The sequence below is a fragment of the Halomicrococcus pelagicus genome (assembly GCF_050954125.1).
Map to the genome: position 1 here is coordinate 667137 of NZ_JBPBWC010000001.1, position 15641 is coordinate 682777.

Annotated in this window: 23 protein-coding genes; 9 read left to right on the forward strand and 14 right to left on the reverse strand. The window is 66.5% G+C overall.

What is annotated here, in order from left to right; genetic code table 11:
- Window positions 1–4: 4 nt before the first annotated feature.
- On the reverse strand, window positions 5–430 hold the full coding sequence (locus ACRYA2_RS03705; RefSeq protein ID WP_433624332.1) for an FAD synthase family protein: 426 nt from the start codon (window positions 428–430) through the stop codon (window positions 5–7).
- Entirely contained in the window at window positions 427–912 is a 486-nt protein-coding gene (locus ACRYA2_RS03710) for a JAB/MPN domain protein-containing protein (RefSeq protein ID WP_433624334.1), read from the reverse strand. The genes ACRYA2_RS03705 and ACRYA2_RS03710 overlap by 4 nt, the downstream gene beginning before the upstream one ends.
- Before the next feature lie 153 nt (window positions 913–1065).
- On the opposite strand from ACRYA2_RS03710, the gene ACRYA2_RS03715 reads away from it, so the two are divergent.
- Entirely contained in the window at window positions 1066–2976 is a 1911-nt protein-coding gene (locus ACRYA2_RS03715; protein WP_433624336.1) for a DHH family phosphoesterase, read from the forward strand.
- A gap of 2 nt (window positions 2977–2978) precedes the next feature.
- Here ACRYA2_RS03715 and ACRYA2_RS03720 read toward each other — a convergent pair whose 3' ends face one another.
- Complete coding sequence (locus tag ACRYA2_RS03720; protein WP_433624338.1) at window positions 2979–3554, reverse strand: phospholipase D-like domain-containing protein; 576 nt, start codon at window positions 3552–3554, stop codon at window positions 2979–2981.
- Window positions 3555–3657: 103 nt separating this feature from the next.
- Here ACRYA2_RS03720 and ACRYA2_RS03725 point away from each other — a divergent pair, with 103 nt between their 5' ends.
- Window positions 3658–4083 carry a hypothetical protein gene (locus tag ACRYA2_RS03725; protein ID WP_433624340.1) on the forward strand — a complete coding sequence of 142 codons (426 nt, stop codon included), beginning with the start codon at window positions 3658–3660 and terminating at the stop codon, window positions 4081–4083.
- A 118-nt stretch (window positions 4084–4201) separates the two neighbouring features.
- Entirely contained in the window at window positions 4202–4456 is a 255-nt protein-coding gene (locus ACRYA2_RS03730; RefSeq protein WP_433624342.1) for a hypothetical protein, read from the forward strand.
- Here ACRYA2_RS03730 and ACRYA2_RS03735 read toward each other — a convergent pair.
- From ACRYA2_RS03735 to ACRYA2_RS03750, 4 genes are all read right to left on the reverse strand, one after another.
- Complete coding sequence (locus ACRYA2_RS03735; protein WP_433624344.1) at window positions 4441–4593, reverse strand: DUF7837 family putative zinc-binding protein; 153 nt, start codon at window positions 4591–4593, stop codon at window positions 4441–4443. The genes ACRYA2_RS03730 and ACRYA2_RS03735 overlap by 16 nt on opposite strands.
- A 73-nt stretch (window positions 4594–4666) precedes the next feature.
- Window positions 4667–6004 carry a HEAT repeat domain-containing protein gene (locus ACRYA2_RS03740; RefSeq protein WP_433624346.1) on the reverse strand — a complete coding sequence of 446 codons (1338 nt, stop codon included), beginning with the start codon at window positions 6002–6004 and terminating at the stop codon, window positions 4667–4669.
- Between the two features lie 131 nt (window positions 6005–6135).
- Complete coding sequence (locus tag ACRYA2_RS03745) at window positions 6136–6831, reverse strand: protein sorting system archaetidylserine synthase (protein ID WP_433624348.1); 696 nt, start codon at window positions 6829–6831, stop codon at window positions 6136–6138.
- 127 nt (window positions 6832–6958) lie between these two features.
- A complete protein-coding gene (locus tag ACRYA2_RS03750; RefSeq protein WP_433624726.1) occupies window positions 6959–7354 on the reverse strand; it encodes a DUF7528 family protein in 396 nt (131 codons plus the stop codon).
- Between ACRYA2_RS03750 and ACRYA2_RS03755 the strand changes: the two genes are divergently transcribed.
- Window positions 7265–7495, forward strand: a complete 231-nt coding sequence (locus ACRYA2_RS03755; protein WP_433624350.1) for a hypothetical protein — start codon at window positions 7265–7267, stop codon at window positions 7493–7495. The two genes, ACRYA2_RS03750 and ACRYA2_RS03755, sit on opposite strands and share 90 nt — an antisense overlap.
- A 226-nt stretch (window positions 7496–7721) precedes the next feature.
- Here the strand turns inward: ACRYA2_RS03755 and ACRYA2_RS03760 are convergent, their stop codons facing one another.
- Genes ACRYA2_RS03760 through tfe form a run of 4 tightly spaced genes read right to left on the reverse strand, consistent with a single transcriptional unit; the run spans window position 7722 to window position 10443 of the window.
- Entirely contained in the window at window positions 7722–8414 is a 693-nt protein-coding gene (locus ACRYA2_RS03760) for a competence/damage-inducible protein A (protein WP_433624352.1), read from the reverse strand.
- A gap of 57 nt (window positions 8415–8471) precedes the next feature.
- Window positions 8472–9245 (reverse strand): DUF5803 family protein, encoded by a 774-nt coding sequence (locus ACRYA2_RS03765; protein ID WP_433624354.1) that lies wholly within the window; start codon window positions 9243–9245, stop codon window positions 8472–8474.
- The gene (locus ACRYA2_RS03770) at window positions 9242–9916 is read right to left on the reverse strand and encodes a DUF2110 family protein (RefSeq protein WP_433624356.1); all 675 of its coding nucleotides are present in this window, start codon (window positions 9914–9916) and stop codon (window positions 9242–9244) included. Before ACRYA2_RS03770 ends, ACRYA2_RS03765 begins: the two co-directional genes overlap by 4 nt.
- Window positions 9916–10443 (reverse strand): transcription factor E, encoded by a 528-nt coding sequence (tfe, locus tag ACRYA2_RS03775; protein ID WP_113275709.1) that lies wholly within the window; start codon window positions 10441–10443, stop codon window positions 9916–9918. Before tfe ends, ACRYA2_RS03770 begins: the two co-directional genes overlap by 1 nt.
- Before the next feature lie 314 nt (window positions 10444–10757).
- On the opposite strand from tfe, the gene ACRYA2_RS03780 reads away from it, so the two are divergent.
- The 3 genes from ACRYA2_RS03780 to ACRYA2_RS03790 all read left to right on the forward strand — a co-directional run bounded on the left by ACRYA2_RS03780 (window position 10758) and on the right by ACRYA2_RS03790 (window position 12037).
- Window positions 10758–10931 (forward strand): hypothetical protein, encoded by a 174-nt coding sequence (locus ACRYA2_RS03780; RefSeq protein ID WP_433624359.1) that lies wholly within the window; start codon window positions 10758–10760, stop codon window positions 10929–10931.
- A 72-nt stretch (window positions 10932–11003) separates the two neighbouring features.
- Window positions 11004–11738 carry an archaeal proteasome endopeptidase complex subunit beta gene (gene psmB, locus ACRYA2_RS03785; RefSeq protein WP_433624361.1) on the forward strand — a complete coding sequence of 245 codons (735 nt, stop codon included), beginning with the start codon at window positions 11004–11006 and terminating at the stop codon, window positions 11736–11738.
- A gap of 89 nt (window positions 11739–11827) precedes the next feature.
- Window positions 11828–12037 (forward strand): ribbon-helix-helix domain-containing protein, encoded by a 210-nt coding sequence (locus ACRYA2_RS03790; RefSeq protein WP_113275711.1) that lies wholly within the window; start codon window positions 11828–11830, stop codon window positions 12035–12037.
- Here ACRYA2_RS03790 and ACRYA2_RS03795 read toward each other — a convergent pair.
- On the reverse strand, window positions 12029–12439 hold the full coding sequence (locus ACRYA2_RS03795; RefSeq protein ID WP_433624363.1) for a JAB/MPN domain protein-containing protein: 411 nt from the start codon (window positions 12437–12439) through the stop codon (window positions 12029–12031). The two genes, ACRYA2_RS03790 and ACRYA2_RS03795, sit on opposite strands and share 9 nt — an antisense overlap.
- A gap of 175 nt (window positions 12440–12614) precedes the next feature.
- Between ACRYA2_RS03795 and ACRYA2_RS03800 the strand changes: the two genes are divergently transcribed.
- Entirely contained in the window at window positions 12615–12746 is a 132-nt protein-coding gene (locus ACRYA2_RS03800; RefSeq protein WP_433624365.1) for a DUF7503 family protein, read from the forward strand.
- A 248-nt stretch (window positions 12747–12994) separates the two neighbouring features.
- Here ACRYA2_RS03800 and ACRYA2_RS03805 read toward each other — a convergent pair whose 3' ends face one another.
- Window positions 12995–13948: a hypothetical protein gene (locus ACRYA2_RS03805; protein ID WP_433624367.1), complete on the reverse strand. Its 954-nt coding sequence runs from the start codon at window positions 13946–13948 to the stop codon at window positions 12995–12997.
- A 248-nt stretch (window positions 13949–14196) separates the two neighbouring features.
- Between ACRYA2_RS03805 and ACRYA2_RS03810 the strand changes: the two genes are divergently transcribed.
- Complete coding sequence (locus ACRYA2_RS03810; protein WP_433624368.1) at window positions 14197–14502, forward strand: hypothetical protein; 306 nt, start codon at window positions 14197–14199, stop codon at window positions 14500–14502.
- Window positions 14503–14908: 406 nt separating this feature from the next.
- Here the strand turns inward: ACRYA2_RS03810 and ACRYA2_RS03815 are convergent, their stop codons facing one another.
- The gene (locus ACRYA2_RS03815; protein WP_433624728.1) at window positions 14909–15586 is read right to left on the reverse strand and encodes an MBL fold metallo-hydrolase; all 678 of its coding nucleotides are present in this window, start codon (window positions 15584–15586) and stop codon (window positions 14909–14911) included.
- Window positions 15587–15641: the final 55 nt, after the last annotated feature.

A 15641-nucleotide genomic window follows, 5' to 3' on the forward strand; every position in this document is an offset into this window, starting at 1 on the left:
GCCGTCAGCACCGGTCGTCGCAGATGCGGTCGATGATGTCGCCGGTCGAGAGCAGTTCGTCCTCGTGAGCGTCGCGCGGCGACGCGCGGCGTACGTCGCAGTCGACGCCGCGACTCGCCAGCTCCCCCTCGATGGCCTCCTCGTCGTGGTGCTGGTCGTACCCCAGCGCGATGACGTCCGGGTCGAGTTCCTCGATGGGGACGAAGATGTCCTCGCGGTGGCCGACGAGCGCGTGGTCGACCATCTCCAGCGCGGCGACCATGTCCCGACGCTGGCGGTTCGAGAGGATCGGCGGGTCCTTGTGGGTGACGTTCTCCCCGCGAGCGACGATGACCGACAGGCGGTCACCCATCGCCGCGGCGTCCCGGAGGTAGTGTGCGTGCCCTGGATGGAGGATGTCGAAGGTCCCCTGGGCGATGACGTGTGTCATTCCTGAAGCTCCGCATCGATGTCTTCCTGGGTGAAGTCGAAGAACCCCTCGTCTTCCGGGAGCGCGACGTCCAGCACGTCGAGCTTCCGTCGGTCGCCGTTCCGGTCGAACGCGCGCCAGCTATCGCGGTCGTACGGCGCGCCGATGATGACGTGGACGTCGCCCCTGCCGAAGGTCCGGAGGTCGGCGTCGCTCGGGCGGAGCACGCCGTTCGGATGCGAGTGGACGGAGCCGACCGTCTGCACGTCGTTGGGGATGGTGCTCGACTTGACGGTCGCGCTCACGCTGTTCGACTCCGTCCCCGGCATGACGAGCACGTCGGTGATGACCGTCCCCTCGCGGTCGAGACCGAGCGACGACGCCGACTCACCCCGGAAGAACCCCATGTACTCGTCCGGATGAGCGTCGCGCGACGCTTCGAGAGCGAACTCCAGCGCCCCCTCGGCGATCCCCAGTATCTCGTTCGACCGGAACAGCCGCATGGGTTACAGTTCGACCGGACGCGTTCTAAACGTTGCGAACCGCCGCCCCCGAATCGCGACGCTCGCGGAGGGCGACCGGGGCCGCTCGACCCGCCGACGCCCGGGTCGAAGTTGCAAAGCGTTAAAAATAGCCACCCCGAAAACACGGACAACATGACTACCTCCGATGACGGTCCCGCCGACGGGTCCGACACGCCCGTCGTGTACGACCTCGACGCGGACTGCACTCTCTCCGACGTTTCCGAGGAGAACCGATACCACGCCGAGGTCAACGGCGTCGTCGACTACGGCGTCTTCGTCGACATCTCCGATTCCGTCTCCGGTCTCGTCCACGAATCGAACCTCTCCGGGAAGTTCGACGTCGGCGACGAACTCGTCGTCGAACTCGTCGAGATCCGCGAAAACGGCGACCTGAGCTTCGACACCGCCGACCTCGACGAGTACGAGACGGTCCCGGTCGCCCACGATTACGAGGTGTCCGACACGGGTGCGCTCGCCGAACGCGTCGGCGAGTCCGTTCACGTCGAGGGCGAAGTCGTCCAGATAAAACAGACCGGCGGACCCACCATCTTCCACGTCAGCGACGAAACCGGCGTCGTCCCCTGCGCCGCGTTCGAAGAGGCGGGCGTCCGCGCTCATCCCGACATCGACATCGGCGACCTCGTCCACATCACCGGCGTCGTCGAAGAGCGCGAGGAGTCGCTGCAGGTCGAAGTGAACTCGCTCGACCGCCTCGAAGGCGACGACGCAGCGGACGTGCGCCAGCGCCTCGACGAGGCGCTAGAACAGCGGGCCGAACCGCACGACGTCGAACCCCTCGTCGAGTGGCCCGCGCTCGAGCAGATGTTCCCGGACCTCCGGGAGATCGCCAAACAGCTCCGACGAACCGTCCTCGAGAGCCGCCCGATTCGTGTCCGTCACCACGCCGACGGCGACGGGATGTGTGCGTCGATCCCCGTCGAACTCGCGCTCCGGAAGTTCATCGAGCAGACTCACCAGGACCCGGACGCCAAGCGTCACCTCTTCAAGCGCCTGCCGAGCAAGGCACCGTTCTACGAGATGGAGGACGTCACCCGCGACCTCAACTTCGCGCTCGAAGACCAGGCCCGTCACGGTCAGAAGCTCCCGCTCCTCCTGATGCTCGACAACGGGAGTACGGCGGAGGACGTCCCCGCGTACGAGAACCTCGCTCACTACGACATCCCGATTCTCGTCGTCGACCACCACCACCCCGACCCCGAGGCCGTCGAACCGTACGTCGACGGCCACGTCAACCCGTACCTGTACGACGAGGACTACCGCATCACGACGGGGATGATGTGCGTCGAACTCGCACGGATGATAGCGCCGGAGATAACGGACGACCTCCGCCACGTCCCCGCCGTCGCCGGCATCTCCGACCGGTCGAAGGCCGACGCGATGACCGACTACGTCGACCTCGCCAAGTCGGAGGGGTACGAGGAGTCGTTCCTCAACGACGTCGGCGAGGCGCTCGACTACGAGGCGTTCTGGCTGAAGTACGACGCCGGCCGGAACCTCATCAACGACGTGCTCAACGTCGGCTGTGACGACGAGTCGCGCCACCGGGAACTCGTCTCTTTCCTCGCAGACCGTGCCCGCGAGGACGTCGACGAGCAACTCGACGCCGCCATGCCGCACGTCGAACACGAGCGCCTGGCCAGCGAAGCCCACCTCTATCGCGTCGACGTCGAGAACCACGCCTATCGGTTCACCTACCCGCCGCCGGGCAAGACGACCGGCGAGATTCACGACCGGAAAGTCGAGGAGACCGGCGAACCGGTCATCACCATCGGCTACGGGCCGGACTTCGCGGTCCTCCGGAGCGACGGCGTCCGCCTCGACATCCCGGAGATGGTGTCGGAACTCAACGACGAGATCGTCGGCGGCGGCGTCAGCGGCGGCGGTCACCTCGTCGTCGGTTCCATCAAGTTCGTGCAGGGGATGCGCGAGCAGGTGCTCGACGCACTCGTCGAGAAGATGGCCGACGCGGAACTCGACGAGGACCTCCAGAGCACGACCGTCGGCCACGAGAGCGACGACTAGCGCTACCGCCCCGTCGGGGCGAATCGAATTTCCCTCCGCGCTACCCAGACCGCTCCAGCGACGCCGACTGCCACCGCCGCGGCGAGACCGACCGGTAACCGCGACCCGCCACCGCTGGCTCGCCAGTCGGCGTCGAACACACGGGCGTAGTAACTCGCCGCTTCCTCACCGTGCAGGACGACCGCAACTTCGCGATTCCGTCGAGCGGAGTGGTTGTTCCAGTTGAGGCTCCCGACGACGACGTGTTCGCCGTCAACGACCAGACCCTTCGTGTGAACCTTTCGATAGCCTCGCGGGTCGGTGAGCCTCGCGGTCAGCGGGAGTCCCTCCTCGTTCGCACGCTCGTTCAGCCACTCGACGAGTCGACTGTTCTCCTCCTCGACGTACCACGCGCTGCCGAGCAGGACCCGGACCTCGACGCCGCGCTCGCGGGCGGCCACCAGCGCGTGGGCCACGCGGTGCGAGGTGAACGAGTAGCCCGCGAGCAGGATTCGCTCGTCCGCGCCGCGGATGGTCTCGACCGGGATTCCCGGCGCGTCGGGGAGGACGAACGCGCGAGCGCGCCGGGCATCGGTCACTGACGACCGACCGGTCGGTCGCCCCGAGCGGCCGCCACTCGCCGGCGTCGGGACGCCACTGTGCGCCTTCGGTCGTGTCGGGATAGGTTACGGCGTCGACCGCGTGCCCGTCGCCGCTCGCCCGACGGAGACGGACCGTCTCGCCGCCGTTAGCAAGCGAGAGGTCGTCGGCGAGCGCGAACGCCCGGTAGTCAGTCAGGTTCCGCGTTCGCGCTGGCGCGGTCGAGAATGCGATTCGGCCCCTCGCGCGTCGCTCGCTTCCGCGAGAGAGATTCGCGGTGGTTTCGCCGTCCGAGAGCGCCCACCGGGAGAGGTTCACCTCGCGAGGAAAGGAGACGACGACGAACTCACCGGCGTCCCCGGTCGCGACCGGATTCGGATAGACGGCGACGATCTCCGGGGTCGCTGGCGCCGTCACGCCGGGAGCCACGCCGACGGGGAGGGCCATCGCGAGGCCGACGGCGACGACGAGACCGACGGACGCGGGGAGACGGGACACGGTCCGGAGTGGTCCCGGCCTCCGGTATAAATGTTCGTCCGTCAGCGGGGGTTCGAGGTCGTTTACGACCGTTCTGAGGGCTGGTCTCTTCGGTTGTTTCCATCGGCTTACCGGTGGCTTTTTGCCGGAGACGTTCGCTCTCCCGGATATGGTCGCAATTCACGTCGTACTGGAACTGGCCGGGTACGCGCTGGGGGCGCTCGGTTCCGTTCTCGTCTTCTTCGAGTTCTTCCAGGTTCCGAACTACGTAGAGTACGACCCGGAGTTCAACGACTACACGGTCGACATCTCGCCGATGGAAGTGACCGAGCACACCTGGATCGGCCGCGTCGGCGCGTTCCTGGTGGCCGTCGCGTTCGCACTGGAGTTTCTTGCCGCGATACTCGCTCACGGCCTGGGGTGAACGATTCCCCGGCAGTCGGGACACTCGGCGAACTGCTCCGGTCCCTCGGTCGTCTCGTACTCTATGAGCAGGTAGCCACCGGGAATCGTCTCTCCACACTCTGGGCACGTTCCCAACGTCGCCGATTTGGTCGCCATTTCCTCGACTCTGCGAGAGAGTAGCGGAGCGAGGGTCTTCGTTATTGACCGATTAGAACGTAGTAATGACTGCTTACCGGGCGTTGGCCTTCTGCGCTTCCGACTGGACGAGGTACGAGCGGTCGTCCGCGTACTCCGCTGCGGCCTCGCGGGCGTTCTCCGTTCCGATCTGATTGAGCGCCCAGGCGGCGCTGGCGCGCACCGTGTCCGACTCGTCCTTCGCGAGCGTGTCGGCGAGCGGGTCGATCGCGCGCGTGTCGCCGATGCGGCCGAGTGCGCGGGCGGCGTGGCTGCGAACGCTCTCGTCGTCGGCCACGAGCTGGTCGGCGACCGCCTGGGTGGCCTCGTCGCTGCCGATTTCGCCGAGCGCCTTCAGCACCGTCTTCGCCATGCCGGGGTCGGCGTCGGCGTACTCGACGATGTCGTCGACCGCCTCGGCGCTGCCGATCTTGCCGACGATGCGGATGGCGTCCTTGTCTCGACGCTCCGCGCGTTCGAGCATCGCGTCGAGCGACTCCTCGGACCCCATGCGTTCGAGCGCGTCGAGGCAGTGACGCTCCATGAAGTTCGACTGGAGGCGGTCTAGCGCGAGCAGAACCATGTCGACGCGGTCGCGCTTCTCCCAGACCTTCAGCGCGTGCCACTCCGGCGGGAAGTCCTTGCGGTGGTCGAGCACGTCGTAGTACCCCTCGGCTTCCAGCTGTTCGCGGGTTTCGAGGTCGCTCCACTCCTGGGCGCTGTCGACCGACTCCCGGAGCGACGTCGTCGCCTCGACGAGCTCGATGATGGTCTCGGTGTCGTCGTCGGGGTGGAGGTTGGTGTCCTCGATGGCCGACGCGGCGTTATCGAGCACTTTCGCGAGGTCGTCGGTGTTGCGGGAGACGGTGACGCCAAAGTCCGCGCCGAGAACCTCCTGGACGCGTTCCGCGAACTCGCCGACGGCGTCCGCAAGATCGCTGCGGCCCTCGTCGGTCCAGCGGGTGTCCGCGATGGTCGATTTCACGTCCTCGACGTCCTCGACGACGTTCTCCGCGTACGGACCGCGCTTCTCTTCGATGCCCGAGCTCAAGTCCTCGATGCGGGCCTCCAGTTCCTCGCGGGGGTCCTCGGCTTCCTCCTCGTCCTCTTCGTCTTCGTCCGGTTCCGAGAGGTCGGCCGACTCCAGCCGCTCTCTCACGTCGTCGAGTTCGGCTTCGACGACGTCCAGTTCGGCCTCGGTCTCGGCCGCGTCAAGGTCGGCCTCGATAGCGTCAAGCTCCGCGTCGATGCTCTCCGCAGTCGAGCCTCCCTGGCCGGCCGGCGCTACCTCCTCTTCCTGCTCCGCTTCCTCCTGCGCCTGTTCCTGCTCTGCATCGTCGACCCGTTCGTCCTCCGCCTGCTCCCGCTCCTCGGTATCCTCTTCGTCGCTCATGCGCGCACCCCCGACGGCGATGTCACTCGGTTCATATAGTCGAAATTCGGGGCGTACCCATCAAGAGCGTTTCCCTTCTGTCGTGCGACGCGGTGGCGACCGTCGGCGGTTCGCGGGCGAAGCGCCACCGATTACGCCGGACGGCTCGCGGTGGTCGTCCGCCAGTAGAAGTGCGGACCGAGCAGGAGATACGCCAGCGCGAGCGTCAGCAGTGCGTAGGGAAACGTGCGACCCAGAAAATCCGGAATCAGCACGGCCAGCGAGTGGACGACGCCCATGATGAGTGCGTCGCGGGCCAGCAGGTCGGGATACGTTATCGTCGACACCATCAGCACCGTGAGGACGTACGCAAGGACGACGAGTGCGAGCGGGTCGGTGACCCCCACGAGCACGCCCGCGCTCAGGACGACCGACGCGAGCGTCGTCGGGACGCCCTCCGTCACGTCGTCGTCCGTGTCGTAGGCCGTGTAGAGTCCGAGTCGGACGATGGCAGCACCGACGAACAGCGCCGCCCCGAGCACCGCAACGGCCCCGCGCGGCGTGTCAAGTCCCCACGACTCGGTCACGACGGCAACGACCAGCGTCGCGGGCGCGACGCCGAAGGAGGCAACGTCGGCCAGCGAGTCGAGGTACGGTCCCGCCGCCGAGCTACCGACGTGGCGCGCGAGCACGCCGTCGAGGCCGTCCGCGACGGCCGCCAGCAGGATGAGCCGCGCGGCCAGTTCCGGGTTCGCGTCCGCCACCACGACGGCGAGAAAGCCGACGGCGGCGTTCGAGACGGTCACCGCGTCCGCCAGCGAGAGCCGTCCCACGAACCGGGGTTGCATACTCGCCGGGTGACGAGCGGCGGTCTTACGTTTTTTGCAATCCGCGTGGCTCTTCGGCGCGTGGTCGCCATCACCGCCGCTGGTCGTCGGGAACGCCCGGAAAGGTCGGTCGGTGTCCGCGAAGCGGTCAGTCGGCGCGCACCTCCGCGGGCGGTCCGTCGGAGCCGTCGACGTCGCTCGACGCGGACGCCTTCACCGCGGTTAGCGGGTTCTGGGAGCCGATTCGGCAGTCGAACGTCGGATGCTCGGCGAAGTGACGCACCAGCAGGTGTCGCCGCGACCCCGTGATGCCCGTCCGGCCGACGTCCTCGGCGGTGAACTCCTCCGGCAGGCGCTCGAACAGCCGTCGCAGGCCGTCGAACGTCTCGAACACCTTGGCGTTGCCCGAGGAGTCTGCACCCCGGCGAGACACCTCGTAGCTTCCGTCCTCGCGGTGCGTGCCCGCCGTCCGGAAGAACTCGCGACGCTCCGTCAGCGCGTCGCCGACGGCATCCTGCAGAGCCGTGGCTTCCTGTCGGGTCAGTTCGTATTCGACATCGTCGATAGTCAGTACGACCGATTCACCGTCTCGCTGTACCGATGCGGCGCGCTCGTCATCCGAGAAGAACGCGACCAGGAGACTGGGTACTCCGTGGCATGCTTCTCACTCCCGTCTCCGGCGTAAAAACTCTGTCGACGCGACGAGAGGTCGACGGTCGCGCCCGGACGAGTTCTCAAAAGTTAAGAGAGCAGGCCGACAACCGCCGACCATGATTCCACTCGCGGAGACGTTCCCCACGAACGCGGCAGGTATCGTCGTCGGCGTCGTCGGTATCGCGATGGTCGCTGCCTGGCTGGCCTATCTCTACCGGTAGCCGGCGCGTACCGTCGTTCGACCGACGCCGCGGTCGCTACTGCTCGACGGCGTCGACGCGCTCGCGCAACCACGCCGCCGCGTCCTCGACCTCGTCCTCGTCCGGACCCTGTATCGTCACGCTGACGTGATCGCCAGGGTAGCTTCCGACGGTCACGTCGAATCGCTCGCGCAGCCCGTCGATGCGGTCCAGCAGCGCACTCTCCGGTTCGTCCGCGTCGACGATGCGCCGGTGGCGCGGCTCGCCCGAGAACTCGTCGGCCACGTGGTCGAACATCGCCTTCATCTCCTCGGGGACCCCCGGCAGGACGTAGACGCCCTCTATCTCCGCGCCGGGCGCGACGCCCGCCTCGTTCGGGAGCAGACGCGCCCCTCTGGGCAGGTGGGTCGTCCCCGGCACGAGGTCGGCGTATTCGTAGTCGCTGTGCTCTTCGACCCAGGCAACGGCCTCGGGGTGTTCCTCGACCGGGACGCCGACCGCCGCGGCGACGCCCTCCATCGTCAGGTCGTCGTGCGTCGGACCGAGGCCGCCGGTGACGAGGACGGCGTCGTACTCCGCGAGCGCCTCGTTGACCTCGCGGGCGATGTCGGCGACGCGGTCCGGGACAACGACGACCCGCTCGACCGAGACCCCGCGCTCCGACAGCCGTTCGCCCAGCCACGCGGCGTTCGTGTTCACGGTGTCGCCGGAAAGAATCTCGTCCCCGACGGTGACCAGCGCGACTCGCATACCCGCAGTTGAGTTCCCGAGCGGAAAAGCCCTATCGCATCCCGGCGGAAAGCGGTTCTACTGCATCCCCGGCGGCGGGCCGCCGTCGCCGATGTCGTCGTCGGACACGTCCACGTTCAGTCCCATCTCCTCGCGTTTCTCCTCTAGCTTCCGTATCTGGAACCGGAAGTACGCCAGCCCGAGCAGGGCGACGACGCCGGCGACACCGACGATGCCCGTGAAGATGGTCTCGTCGCGCGCCAAATAGAATCGGACGGTAATGGAGTTGGCGTTCACCGGTTCGTCCCACACCAGGTGTACCCTGTCGTCGGTCCGGTGCTGCTCGTGGTCGTCCGGACTGACGTCGCTGAGCAGGAAGTTGTCCACGCGCATTCCCTTCGGAAGGACGACCTCGTAGGTCCGCTCGTCGACGTACGTGGGGACGTTGAACGTCTTCCCGCGCCGCGGTGCCGTGTACGCCAGCTTCCCCCGTTTCGCCGGCGGCTCGATTATCGTCTTCTTCTTCGTCTTCTTCACCTCGATGTGTTTCGCCCCGACGACGGTGCCGTTCCGATAGCGAAACTTGACCGACGCTATCTCGACCGGCTGTTTGCCGCCCAGCGACTCGTGCTGGTACACGTCGAGCGAGGACTTCCCGTTCATCTCGTAGATGGCCCGGTAGTTACCGCTGGTGACGTTGAACGTGACGGACTGCGACGTATCCCAGTCGTAGGCGGCGTCGTCGTTCAAGCGGTCTTGGCTGATCTGTCCGGGGCCGAGCACGGACGAACAGCCGGCGCTGGCGGCCATCACCCCCAGGAGCCCGAACGCGAACAGCAGCCGTCGATTCATGGAATGACGCAACGAAGTTCGGCCGGGAGGTACTCGCCGATGCTGGCGAGCAGCCCCGGTGGGTCGGTGTCTTCCTTGCAGACGATGCTCTGTTCCAGGAGGCCGAGTCGTTCGACGGTGACGATGTCCTGTGCGTGACCGGCGCGGTTGACGGTCGCGCGCGCCTCGCCACGCGTCGTGCTGTTGACGTTCACGCGACCCGCGCCGCGCGTCCAGTCGAACAGGCGGTCGCGCTCCTCGTCGGCGAGTCGGGGGGGCGCGTCCTCGCCGCCTGCCACGAACCGCAGGGGGAGGTGCTGGACGAGACCGAACCGCTCGACGATTTGCTCCGGCGTGCCGGGACCGAGGCCGAGTTCGTCGGCCGGCACTCGCACGTCCTGGCCGGCGTCGAGGACGACTCCATCGTCGTCCCACGATTCGAGCGTCCCGACGTACGTCTCGCCGGCGTCGAGTTCCGGCGTTATCTCACCCCACTCCTCGCGGAGGAGGTTGCGCGCTACCACCGCGTCCTCGCCGTCGACGGTGACGGAGACGAAGCCGTCGTGGCGTACGCCCACGTCGTACTCGACGTCGAGGTCCCCGATGGCGTTGTCGACGAGCGAGGCGAGCGCGTCGCGCGAACGTCGTTCGGCTTCGCCGCTGACGTACAGTTTGGTGGCCAGGACGACCATTATGCCTCGAGTTCCTGGACGTTGAGTTCCTCTTCGAGTGCCGAGATGCGGTCGTCCATCGAGTCGACGAGCCGAGCGTTCTCCATCGATTCGAGCGGTGACCCGCACTCGGGACACTCGAAGCCGAAGTCCATCGCCTCGCCGAACTCGAAGCGAAGCGAACAGACTTCACAGAGGTAGAACTCGTGGGTGCGCTCGTACTCCCGACGCTGTCTCAGTGCGTCTAGCAGTCGGTACATCTCCTCCTCCAGGTTCTCCGGAATCTTGTCGTACTCGAACGTCCAGAGGTAGGTCAGCCATCCCGAGTCCTCGTCGCGCAGCCGGCGATAGCTGGCGAGGTCGTTCTCGTAGAGGATGAACAGCGCCCGGCGGACGTCGTTGAGTTCGAGGTCGAGTTCCTCGGCGAGTTCCTCGTCGGTGACCTCGCCGTCCGGCGGTGCGGCGGCGACCGGCATCCCCTTCGGCCCGACCAGTTCGTGGAGATACTTCTGAATCACCGGATCGCTCAGCAGGTCCTCGAAAGCCATTGATACGTTAAACGGGGGCGTTCAGCCGTTTAAAACCATCGGGAGACGGTCGAACCGATTCCGTCTGATACGCGAGCGCCGCTCCCGAACTGCGCACGAGAGATTGATTATCCTCATAACTTACGCGTACAACCGGCGTTGGAAACCCCGTGCCTACGGTTTCGCTCCGTCGAACTCCCACGGATTTGACCGTACTGCAAGCGCAGTTGAACCGCACGACTGCGCGGCCCCGAAACGTGGTGTATGTTCATTATATAAACTAAATTTCAATAATGCTTTTATACTACGATGGCCCAGCGACGGGCGAGGTTCCGATGATCGCATTCGTTCGACGCGCGATGCTGTTCGCCCTGTACCAGATGAGCATCCTGACCGGTATCGTCCTGCTTCCGGTCGCCCTGTTCGCCCGCCAGCTCGGGGTCCCCTTCCCGATCCACAGGGTCGTGGAGCGGCTCCAGGACGCCTACGAGGCCACGGAGACGGCGTAAGGACGACCCCACGCTCCACGACGGGGTCGTGAAGGGTTGGTTTTATCAGTGCTGGCGGACTACGTTCGCCCAATGCGTACGCCAATGCACGGTTCCGAATTCTCGCGCAATATGGACCGCCTCGACGGCGGCGAAACGAGCCCCTACGAGCCCCAGATAGGATCGCTCCCGGAGAACAACTTCTCGAAGGACGACCTCGAGAACGTCAACAAGACCGGAACGACCACCATCGGCCTGGCGACGGACGAGGGCGTCGTCATGGCGACGGACATGCGTGCCAGTCTCGGCGGTCGGTTCGTCTCCAACAAGAACGTCCAGAAGGTGGAACAGATCCATCCGAACGCGGCCCTGACGATGGCCGGGTCCGTGGGCGGCGCGCAGTCGTTCATCCGGACGATGCGCATCGAGTCGAACCTCTACGAGACGCGGCGCGGCGAACACATGAGCATGCAGGCGCTCTCGACGCTCGCCGGCAACCTCCTCCGCGGCGGTCCCTTCTTCATCGTCTCGCCCATCCTCGGCGGCCTCGACGAGGAAGGTCACCACGTCTACAGCATCGACCCCGCCGGCGGCGTCATGTCCGACGACTACACCGTGACGGGCAGCGGGATGCAGCTCGCCTACGGCGTCCTCGAACAGGAGTACACCGAGGGCCTGAGCAACGAGGAAGGGAAGCAGATCGCCGCCCACGGCATCAAGAGCGCCGTCGAGCGCGACACCGGCAGCGGTGACGGTGTCTTCCTCGCCGAGATAACCGAGGAAGGCGTCGATATTCAGGGTCACAAGGACTTCGACGACGTCCTGTAGTTCTCGGATTTCTCCTTCCGTCCGGAGTCACCGTCGAGCGACGGGACCGCTTGGAAAGGTCTAACCGGCCGGCGGCCCTCCGTTGAGTCATGACGGACTACACCACGGTTTCCATTCCGAAGGACCTCGCCGACCGCGTCGAAGACACCATCGAGGGGACGAGCTTCTCCAGCACGAGCGACCTCGTGCGCTTCCTCCTGCGGAGCATCGTAATCCAGCACCAGAAGCAGGGGAAACTCACCGACGCCGAGTTCGACGAGATAACCGATCAGCTCGAAGAGCTGGGCTACCTAGAGTAGCTCGGTCGGCGGTTCGGCGTCGACGCGGGACAGCGACTGACGGCGCCCGGAACGGTCGAACGCGGCGACGGAGTCGTCGTCCCAGGGCGGCACGGCGACGATGACGGTCTCGTGCAGGTCGTCGCTGCGCGTGACCTGGAGGGGGCCCTGCGGGTGGGAGACGAACCGACCCTGCGTCTGGCCGGCCGGAATCGAAAGGTCGATGCCGAACACGGCGGTGACCGATCCGCCCGCGTCCGGCGGATAGAAGTGGGTGAAAACGGGCGTCTCCGGCGACAGTTCCACGTCGCCGCTGAGGTCGCCCGCGGGCGTGACCGCGAGCGAGATCGTCACCTTCTCCGGTTCGGCTTCGGCCGCCAGCTCCAGCAGCGCCTCTACCAGACCCTGGGTTACGTACACCACGCCCGTGGTTCGTGTCGCCGCGACTAAATACCGTCGTTCGCGACGCCGCTCTCCGGGAGGCGGTTAGAGCGCCGGTCGAGCCGCTCGTGTCGACCGTCCGCAGTATTTTAACGTATTTACATGCCGAAATAGTTTAAAAAATTTTATAATATTGGTGGCATTTCATGCGAACACGATGGCAGAAAACGACCTGACTTCGTACCTCGAAGAGAACCCCCGAATGATCGGCGCGATGTTCACGATGCTGCTGCTGTTCTCGCAGGTGGGTGGCGCGGCGGCCGCCAACCAGGCGTGTTGGGGGCCGTGAAATTCAGAGTTCGAGGTCGTCGCTCCACGTGAACCGCCCGTGAAGAGAAGCGGAATCGTTTCGAACGAGAACATCCGTCGAAGCTCGGTTTTAGTGAGGCTGCACGAGGTGAGCGGCCCCGATGCGAGAAAGTACTGTTCTTCGTTGCCGACCAGCGGCGTCACCATGCCGCCGAGACCGCCTTCGCTGGCCACGTACGTCTGCGGTGTCACTTCGAACGTCTCCCCGCCCGCGCGTTCGATCTGCAACTAAGTCGGCGCGTTCCCGTCGGTCTGCGTGATACCGAGGTTCCCGTCGCCGACGACCAGATATTGGTCGCCGACGAGACTCCGGTCGCGCGCGACGTTCAGGGCGGACCGGAGGGGGAACCCGCGGTTCAGCAGGCGCGACATCGCCTTGCCGACCCGTACGGCGCCGCTGTTGACGACGTCGTTCAGCGTGACGACGCCGCCGATCGCGCCCGACTCGATGAGCGCGACGCCCTGGTCGTAGGACTGGCAGGCGTTGAGGAAGAACGCCTCGGCGCCGACCGAGTCGAGCGACCGGGTATCGAGGTAGCCGTCGGCGCAGTCGAAACCGTTCTCGTCGATGTGGCCGATGTAGTGGAAGAATTGCGTCTCGCGGGCGAGCGCGTCGCGCAGTTCGCCGGTCGTGAGGTCGCTGCGAACGGTGACGTCGAACGGCAGTTCCTCGCGGGAGCCGTACATCTCGTCCGCGAGGGTTCGCTCCTCGTCCATCTTGCTGTCGTTGCAGACGACGGTGATGTCGATCTCGCCGTCGCTCGACGTCCGTTCGAGACGGTTGCGGAACGCCTCCGCGATGGCCTTGTTCGCCCCGACCGGGGCGTCGTCGCCGACCCACAGTTGCTCCTGGGCGTCGGTCAGGTCCGGTTCGACCAGCGACTGGTCCGGGGCGCTCGACCCCGTGACGCTCCGGGTGAACTCGCCGCTCCGAGCGAACTCCTCGGTAGCCGACGACCGGACGTCCGACGCGGGCCGCTCGGTCACCGAGGGCGTCCGGACGACCGCGAGGTCGTCGACGACGAACGGCAGCATCTCGACGTTCTCCGGTTCCGGCGCGACGTGGGCGGCCAGTTGCCACTCGGGGACGTGGTCTTCGAGCAGCGCGTACGGGACCTCGAGGTACGCTGCCAGCCGCTCCGCGAGCGAGGCGTCGTAGAGGTCGGCGAAGTCGAGGTCCACGAACGGTTCGACCTGCCGGCGTTCGTGGAGGTCGACGGGGTAGTACCCCTCCGTCCGGGTGACGCAGTCGAGCAGGAAGGTTCCCTTGAGGACGCTCGACCTCCGCCTCGAACCCGCGCGTCGTCCGAAGCGAGTGGTCGACCCCGTCGGCGACGATGCGAGGGGTGGTTCCCGGAACGAGGTCCGCGCCGAGGTAGTACGCGAGCGGCGCGGCGGGGTAGACGTAGGAGGGGTCGGGCGGAAGTTCGATGCGGACGCCGGTGTCGGGGGCGTCGAGTCCGTCCGGAATCGCCAGGTCGTCCCCGAGTTCGACCGTCGGGGGGTGGCCCCGGAGCGTCGGGAACGACCGTTCGGGACTCGTCGTCTTCAGCGCCGACCCGAACGTCGACACCGCCGCCATCAAGTCCTCGGGGTCGGCGGTCGTCGTCACCGTCGCCGCCGGGCGTCGATGGTGTGACCGCGCGCCGACGAACACCTCGGTCTCGCCGTCGAACGCGAGTTCGACGCGGTCGAACGTCGCCGAGACGGAGAGCGAACTCTCGACCCGCAGATAGAGTTTCACCGGCGTGCAGAGTTCGACGCTGTACGTCCCGGCGGGCAGTTCGCGGCTCGTGCCACACTCGGCGCTCGCGACCATCTCACCGTTCGCGTCCCGGACGTACACCGCTGCAGCCGTCGGGAGGGTTACGGCCGCGGTCCTGACCGCAACTGCATCGTCGACGGGGAAGCAGAACGCGTCGGCGTCCGCGGACGAGGGCCGGACGACGTCGGGCGTCGCCAGCGAGGCGGTCCGTCGCTCTACCGGGTCGACGACCTCCAGCCCTGGGGGTCCTCACGGAATCCGAACGAAAGCGTCACGCTCTCACCTCCTCGCTCCGAGACGTCGGGTCCCGGCGCACGGAGTTCATGCCTCGTCCGTGGTAGCGTATCGTCAAAAAAGTATCGTCGTTCTGAGATGCGCTACAGCGGCGAGAGCTGGCGGACGATGTCGGCGTACAGTTGCGCCGAGCGCTGTCGGGATTCACGCACGGCTTCGGCGAGCGCACCGGTCGCGTCGTCGAACACGCCGTCGCCGTGACCGACGAGGATTCGCTCGGGCGTCAGCCCGCGAAGTTCGTCCGGCGGGAACAGGCGGAGCATCGGGTGGACGCCGAGGCGCTCGTGCTCGGTCAAGAAGTACGACGCGGTGCCGACGGCGTCGCCGACGACCAGCGTTCCCGTGGACTCGTCGTACAGCGCCGCCTCCTGCCACGCCGGGTTGTCGACCAGTTTCAGGACGCGAAAGCCGGTGTCCGCGAGGGTGTTCTCGAAGCGCCGTATCGCGACGTCCGGTCCGGGGCTCCGACGGACCCACGTCGGGAGGTAGAGGGGAACGTCGTGACGGCGCGCGACCGCCTCGGCGTCGCGCATGTGCCGACCGAGCAACACGACCACGCCCGCCACGTCGCCGAACTCCCCCAGCAGGTCGTCGACCCCCGGAGCGTCGACGGGGTCGACCACCCACACGTCGTCGTCGACCGCGAGCGCGTGGCTGGCACGCTGCATCTTCTCCCCGGGGTGGGCGACCCAGCCGACTCCGCCGTCCCATCTGTCTATCTCATCGAAGTCGGTCGCAGGCGTCGTCTCCTTGAGTCCCATACTGGTATTCGCGTCGCGGAGTGCATAAATCGACGGGGCGACCGCGCCGATTCGA

What these genes read in the sequence shown, in the direction of transcription:
- ACRYA2_RS03730 (WP_433624342.1), top strand. Translation starts at nt 4,202, where the DNA reads ATGGTCGCAATTCACGTCGTACTGGAACTGGCCGGGTACGCGCTGGGG.
- ACRYA2_RS03705 (WP_433624332.1), bottom strand. Translation starts at nt 430, where the DNA reads ATGACACACGTCATCGCCCAGGGGACCTTCGACATCCTCCATCCAGGG.
- psmB (WP_433624361.1), top strand. Translation starts at nt 11,004, where the DNA reads ATGCGTACGCCAATGCACGGTTCCGAATTCTCGCGCAATATGGACCGC.
- ACRYA2_RS03715 (WP_433624336.1), top strand. Translation starts at nt 1,066, where the DNA reads ATGACTACCTCCGATGACGGTCCCGCCGACGGGTCCGACACGCCCGTC.
- ACRYA2_RS03710 (WP_433624334.1), bottom strand. Translation starts at nt 912, where the DNA reads ATGCGGCTGTTCCGGTCGAACGAGATACTGGGGATCGCCGAGGGGGCG.
- ACRYA2_RS03740 (WP_433624346.1), bottom strand. Translation starts at nt 6,004, where the DNA reads ATGAGCGACGAAGAGGATACCGAGGAGCGGGAGCAGGCGGAGGACGAA.
- ACRYA2_RS03765 (WP_433624354.1), bottom strand. Translation starts at nt 9,245, where the DNA reads ATGAATCGACGGCTGCTGTTCGCGTTCGGGCTCCTGGGGGTGATGGCC.
- ACRYA2_RS03815 (WP_433624728.1), bottom strand. Translation starts at nt 15,586, where the DNA reads ATGGGACTCAAGGAGACGACGCCTGCGACCGACTTCGATGAGATAGAC.
- ACRYA2_RS03810 (WP_433624368.1), top strand. Translation starts at nt 14,197, where the DNA reads ATGCGGACGCCGGTGTCGGGGGCGTCGAGTCCGTCCGGAATCGCCAGG.
- ACRYA2_RS03780 (WP_433624359.1), top strand. Translation starts at nt 10,758, where the DNA reads ATGATCGCATTCGTTCGACGCGCGATGCTGTTCGCCCTGTACCAGATG.
- ACRYA2_RS03735 (WP_433624344.1), bottom strand. Translation starts at nt 4,593, where the DNA reads ATGGCGACCAAATCGGCGACGTTGGGAACGTGCCCAGAGTGTGGAGAG.
- ACRYA2_RS03770 (WP_433624356.1), bottom strand. Translation starts at nt 9,916, where the DNA reads ATGGTCGTCCTGGCCACCAAACTGTACGTCAGCGGCGAAGCCGAACGA.
- ACRYA2_RS03760 (WP_433624352.1), bottom strand. Translation starts at nt 8,414, where the DNA reads ATGCGAGTCGCGCTGGTCACCGTCGGGGACGAGATTCTTTCCGGCGAC.
- ACRYA2_RS03745 (WP_433624348.1), bottom strand. Translation starts at nt 6,831, where the DNA reads ATGCAACCCCGGTTCGTGGGACGGCTCTCGCTGGCGGACGCGGTGACC.
- ACRYA2_RS03790 (WP_113275711.1), top strand. Translation starts at nt 11,828, where the DNA reads ATGACGGACTACACCACGGTTTCCATTCCGAAGGACCTCGCCGACCGC.
- tfe (WP_113275709.1), bottom strand. Translation starts at nt 10,443, where the DNA reads ATGGCTTTCGAGGACCTGCTGAGCGATCCGGTGATTCAGAAGTATCTC.
- ACRYA2_RS03800 (WP_433624365.1), top strand. Translation starts at nt 12,615, where the DNA reads ATGGCAGAAAACGACCTGACTTCGTACCTCGAAGAGAACCCCCGAATG.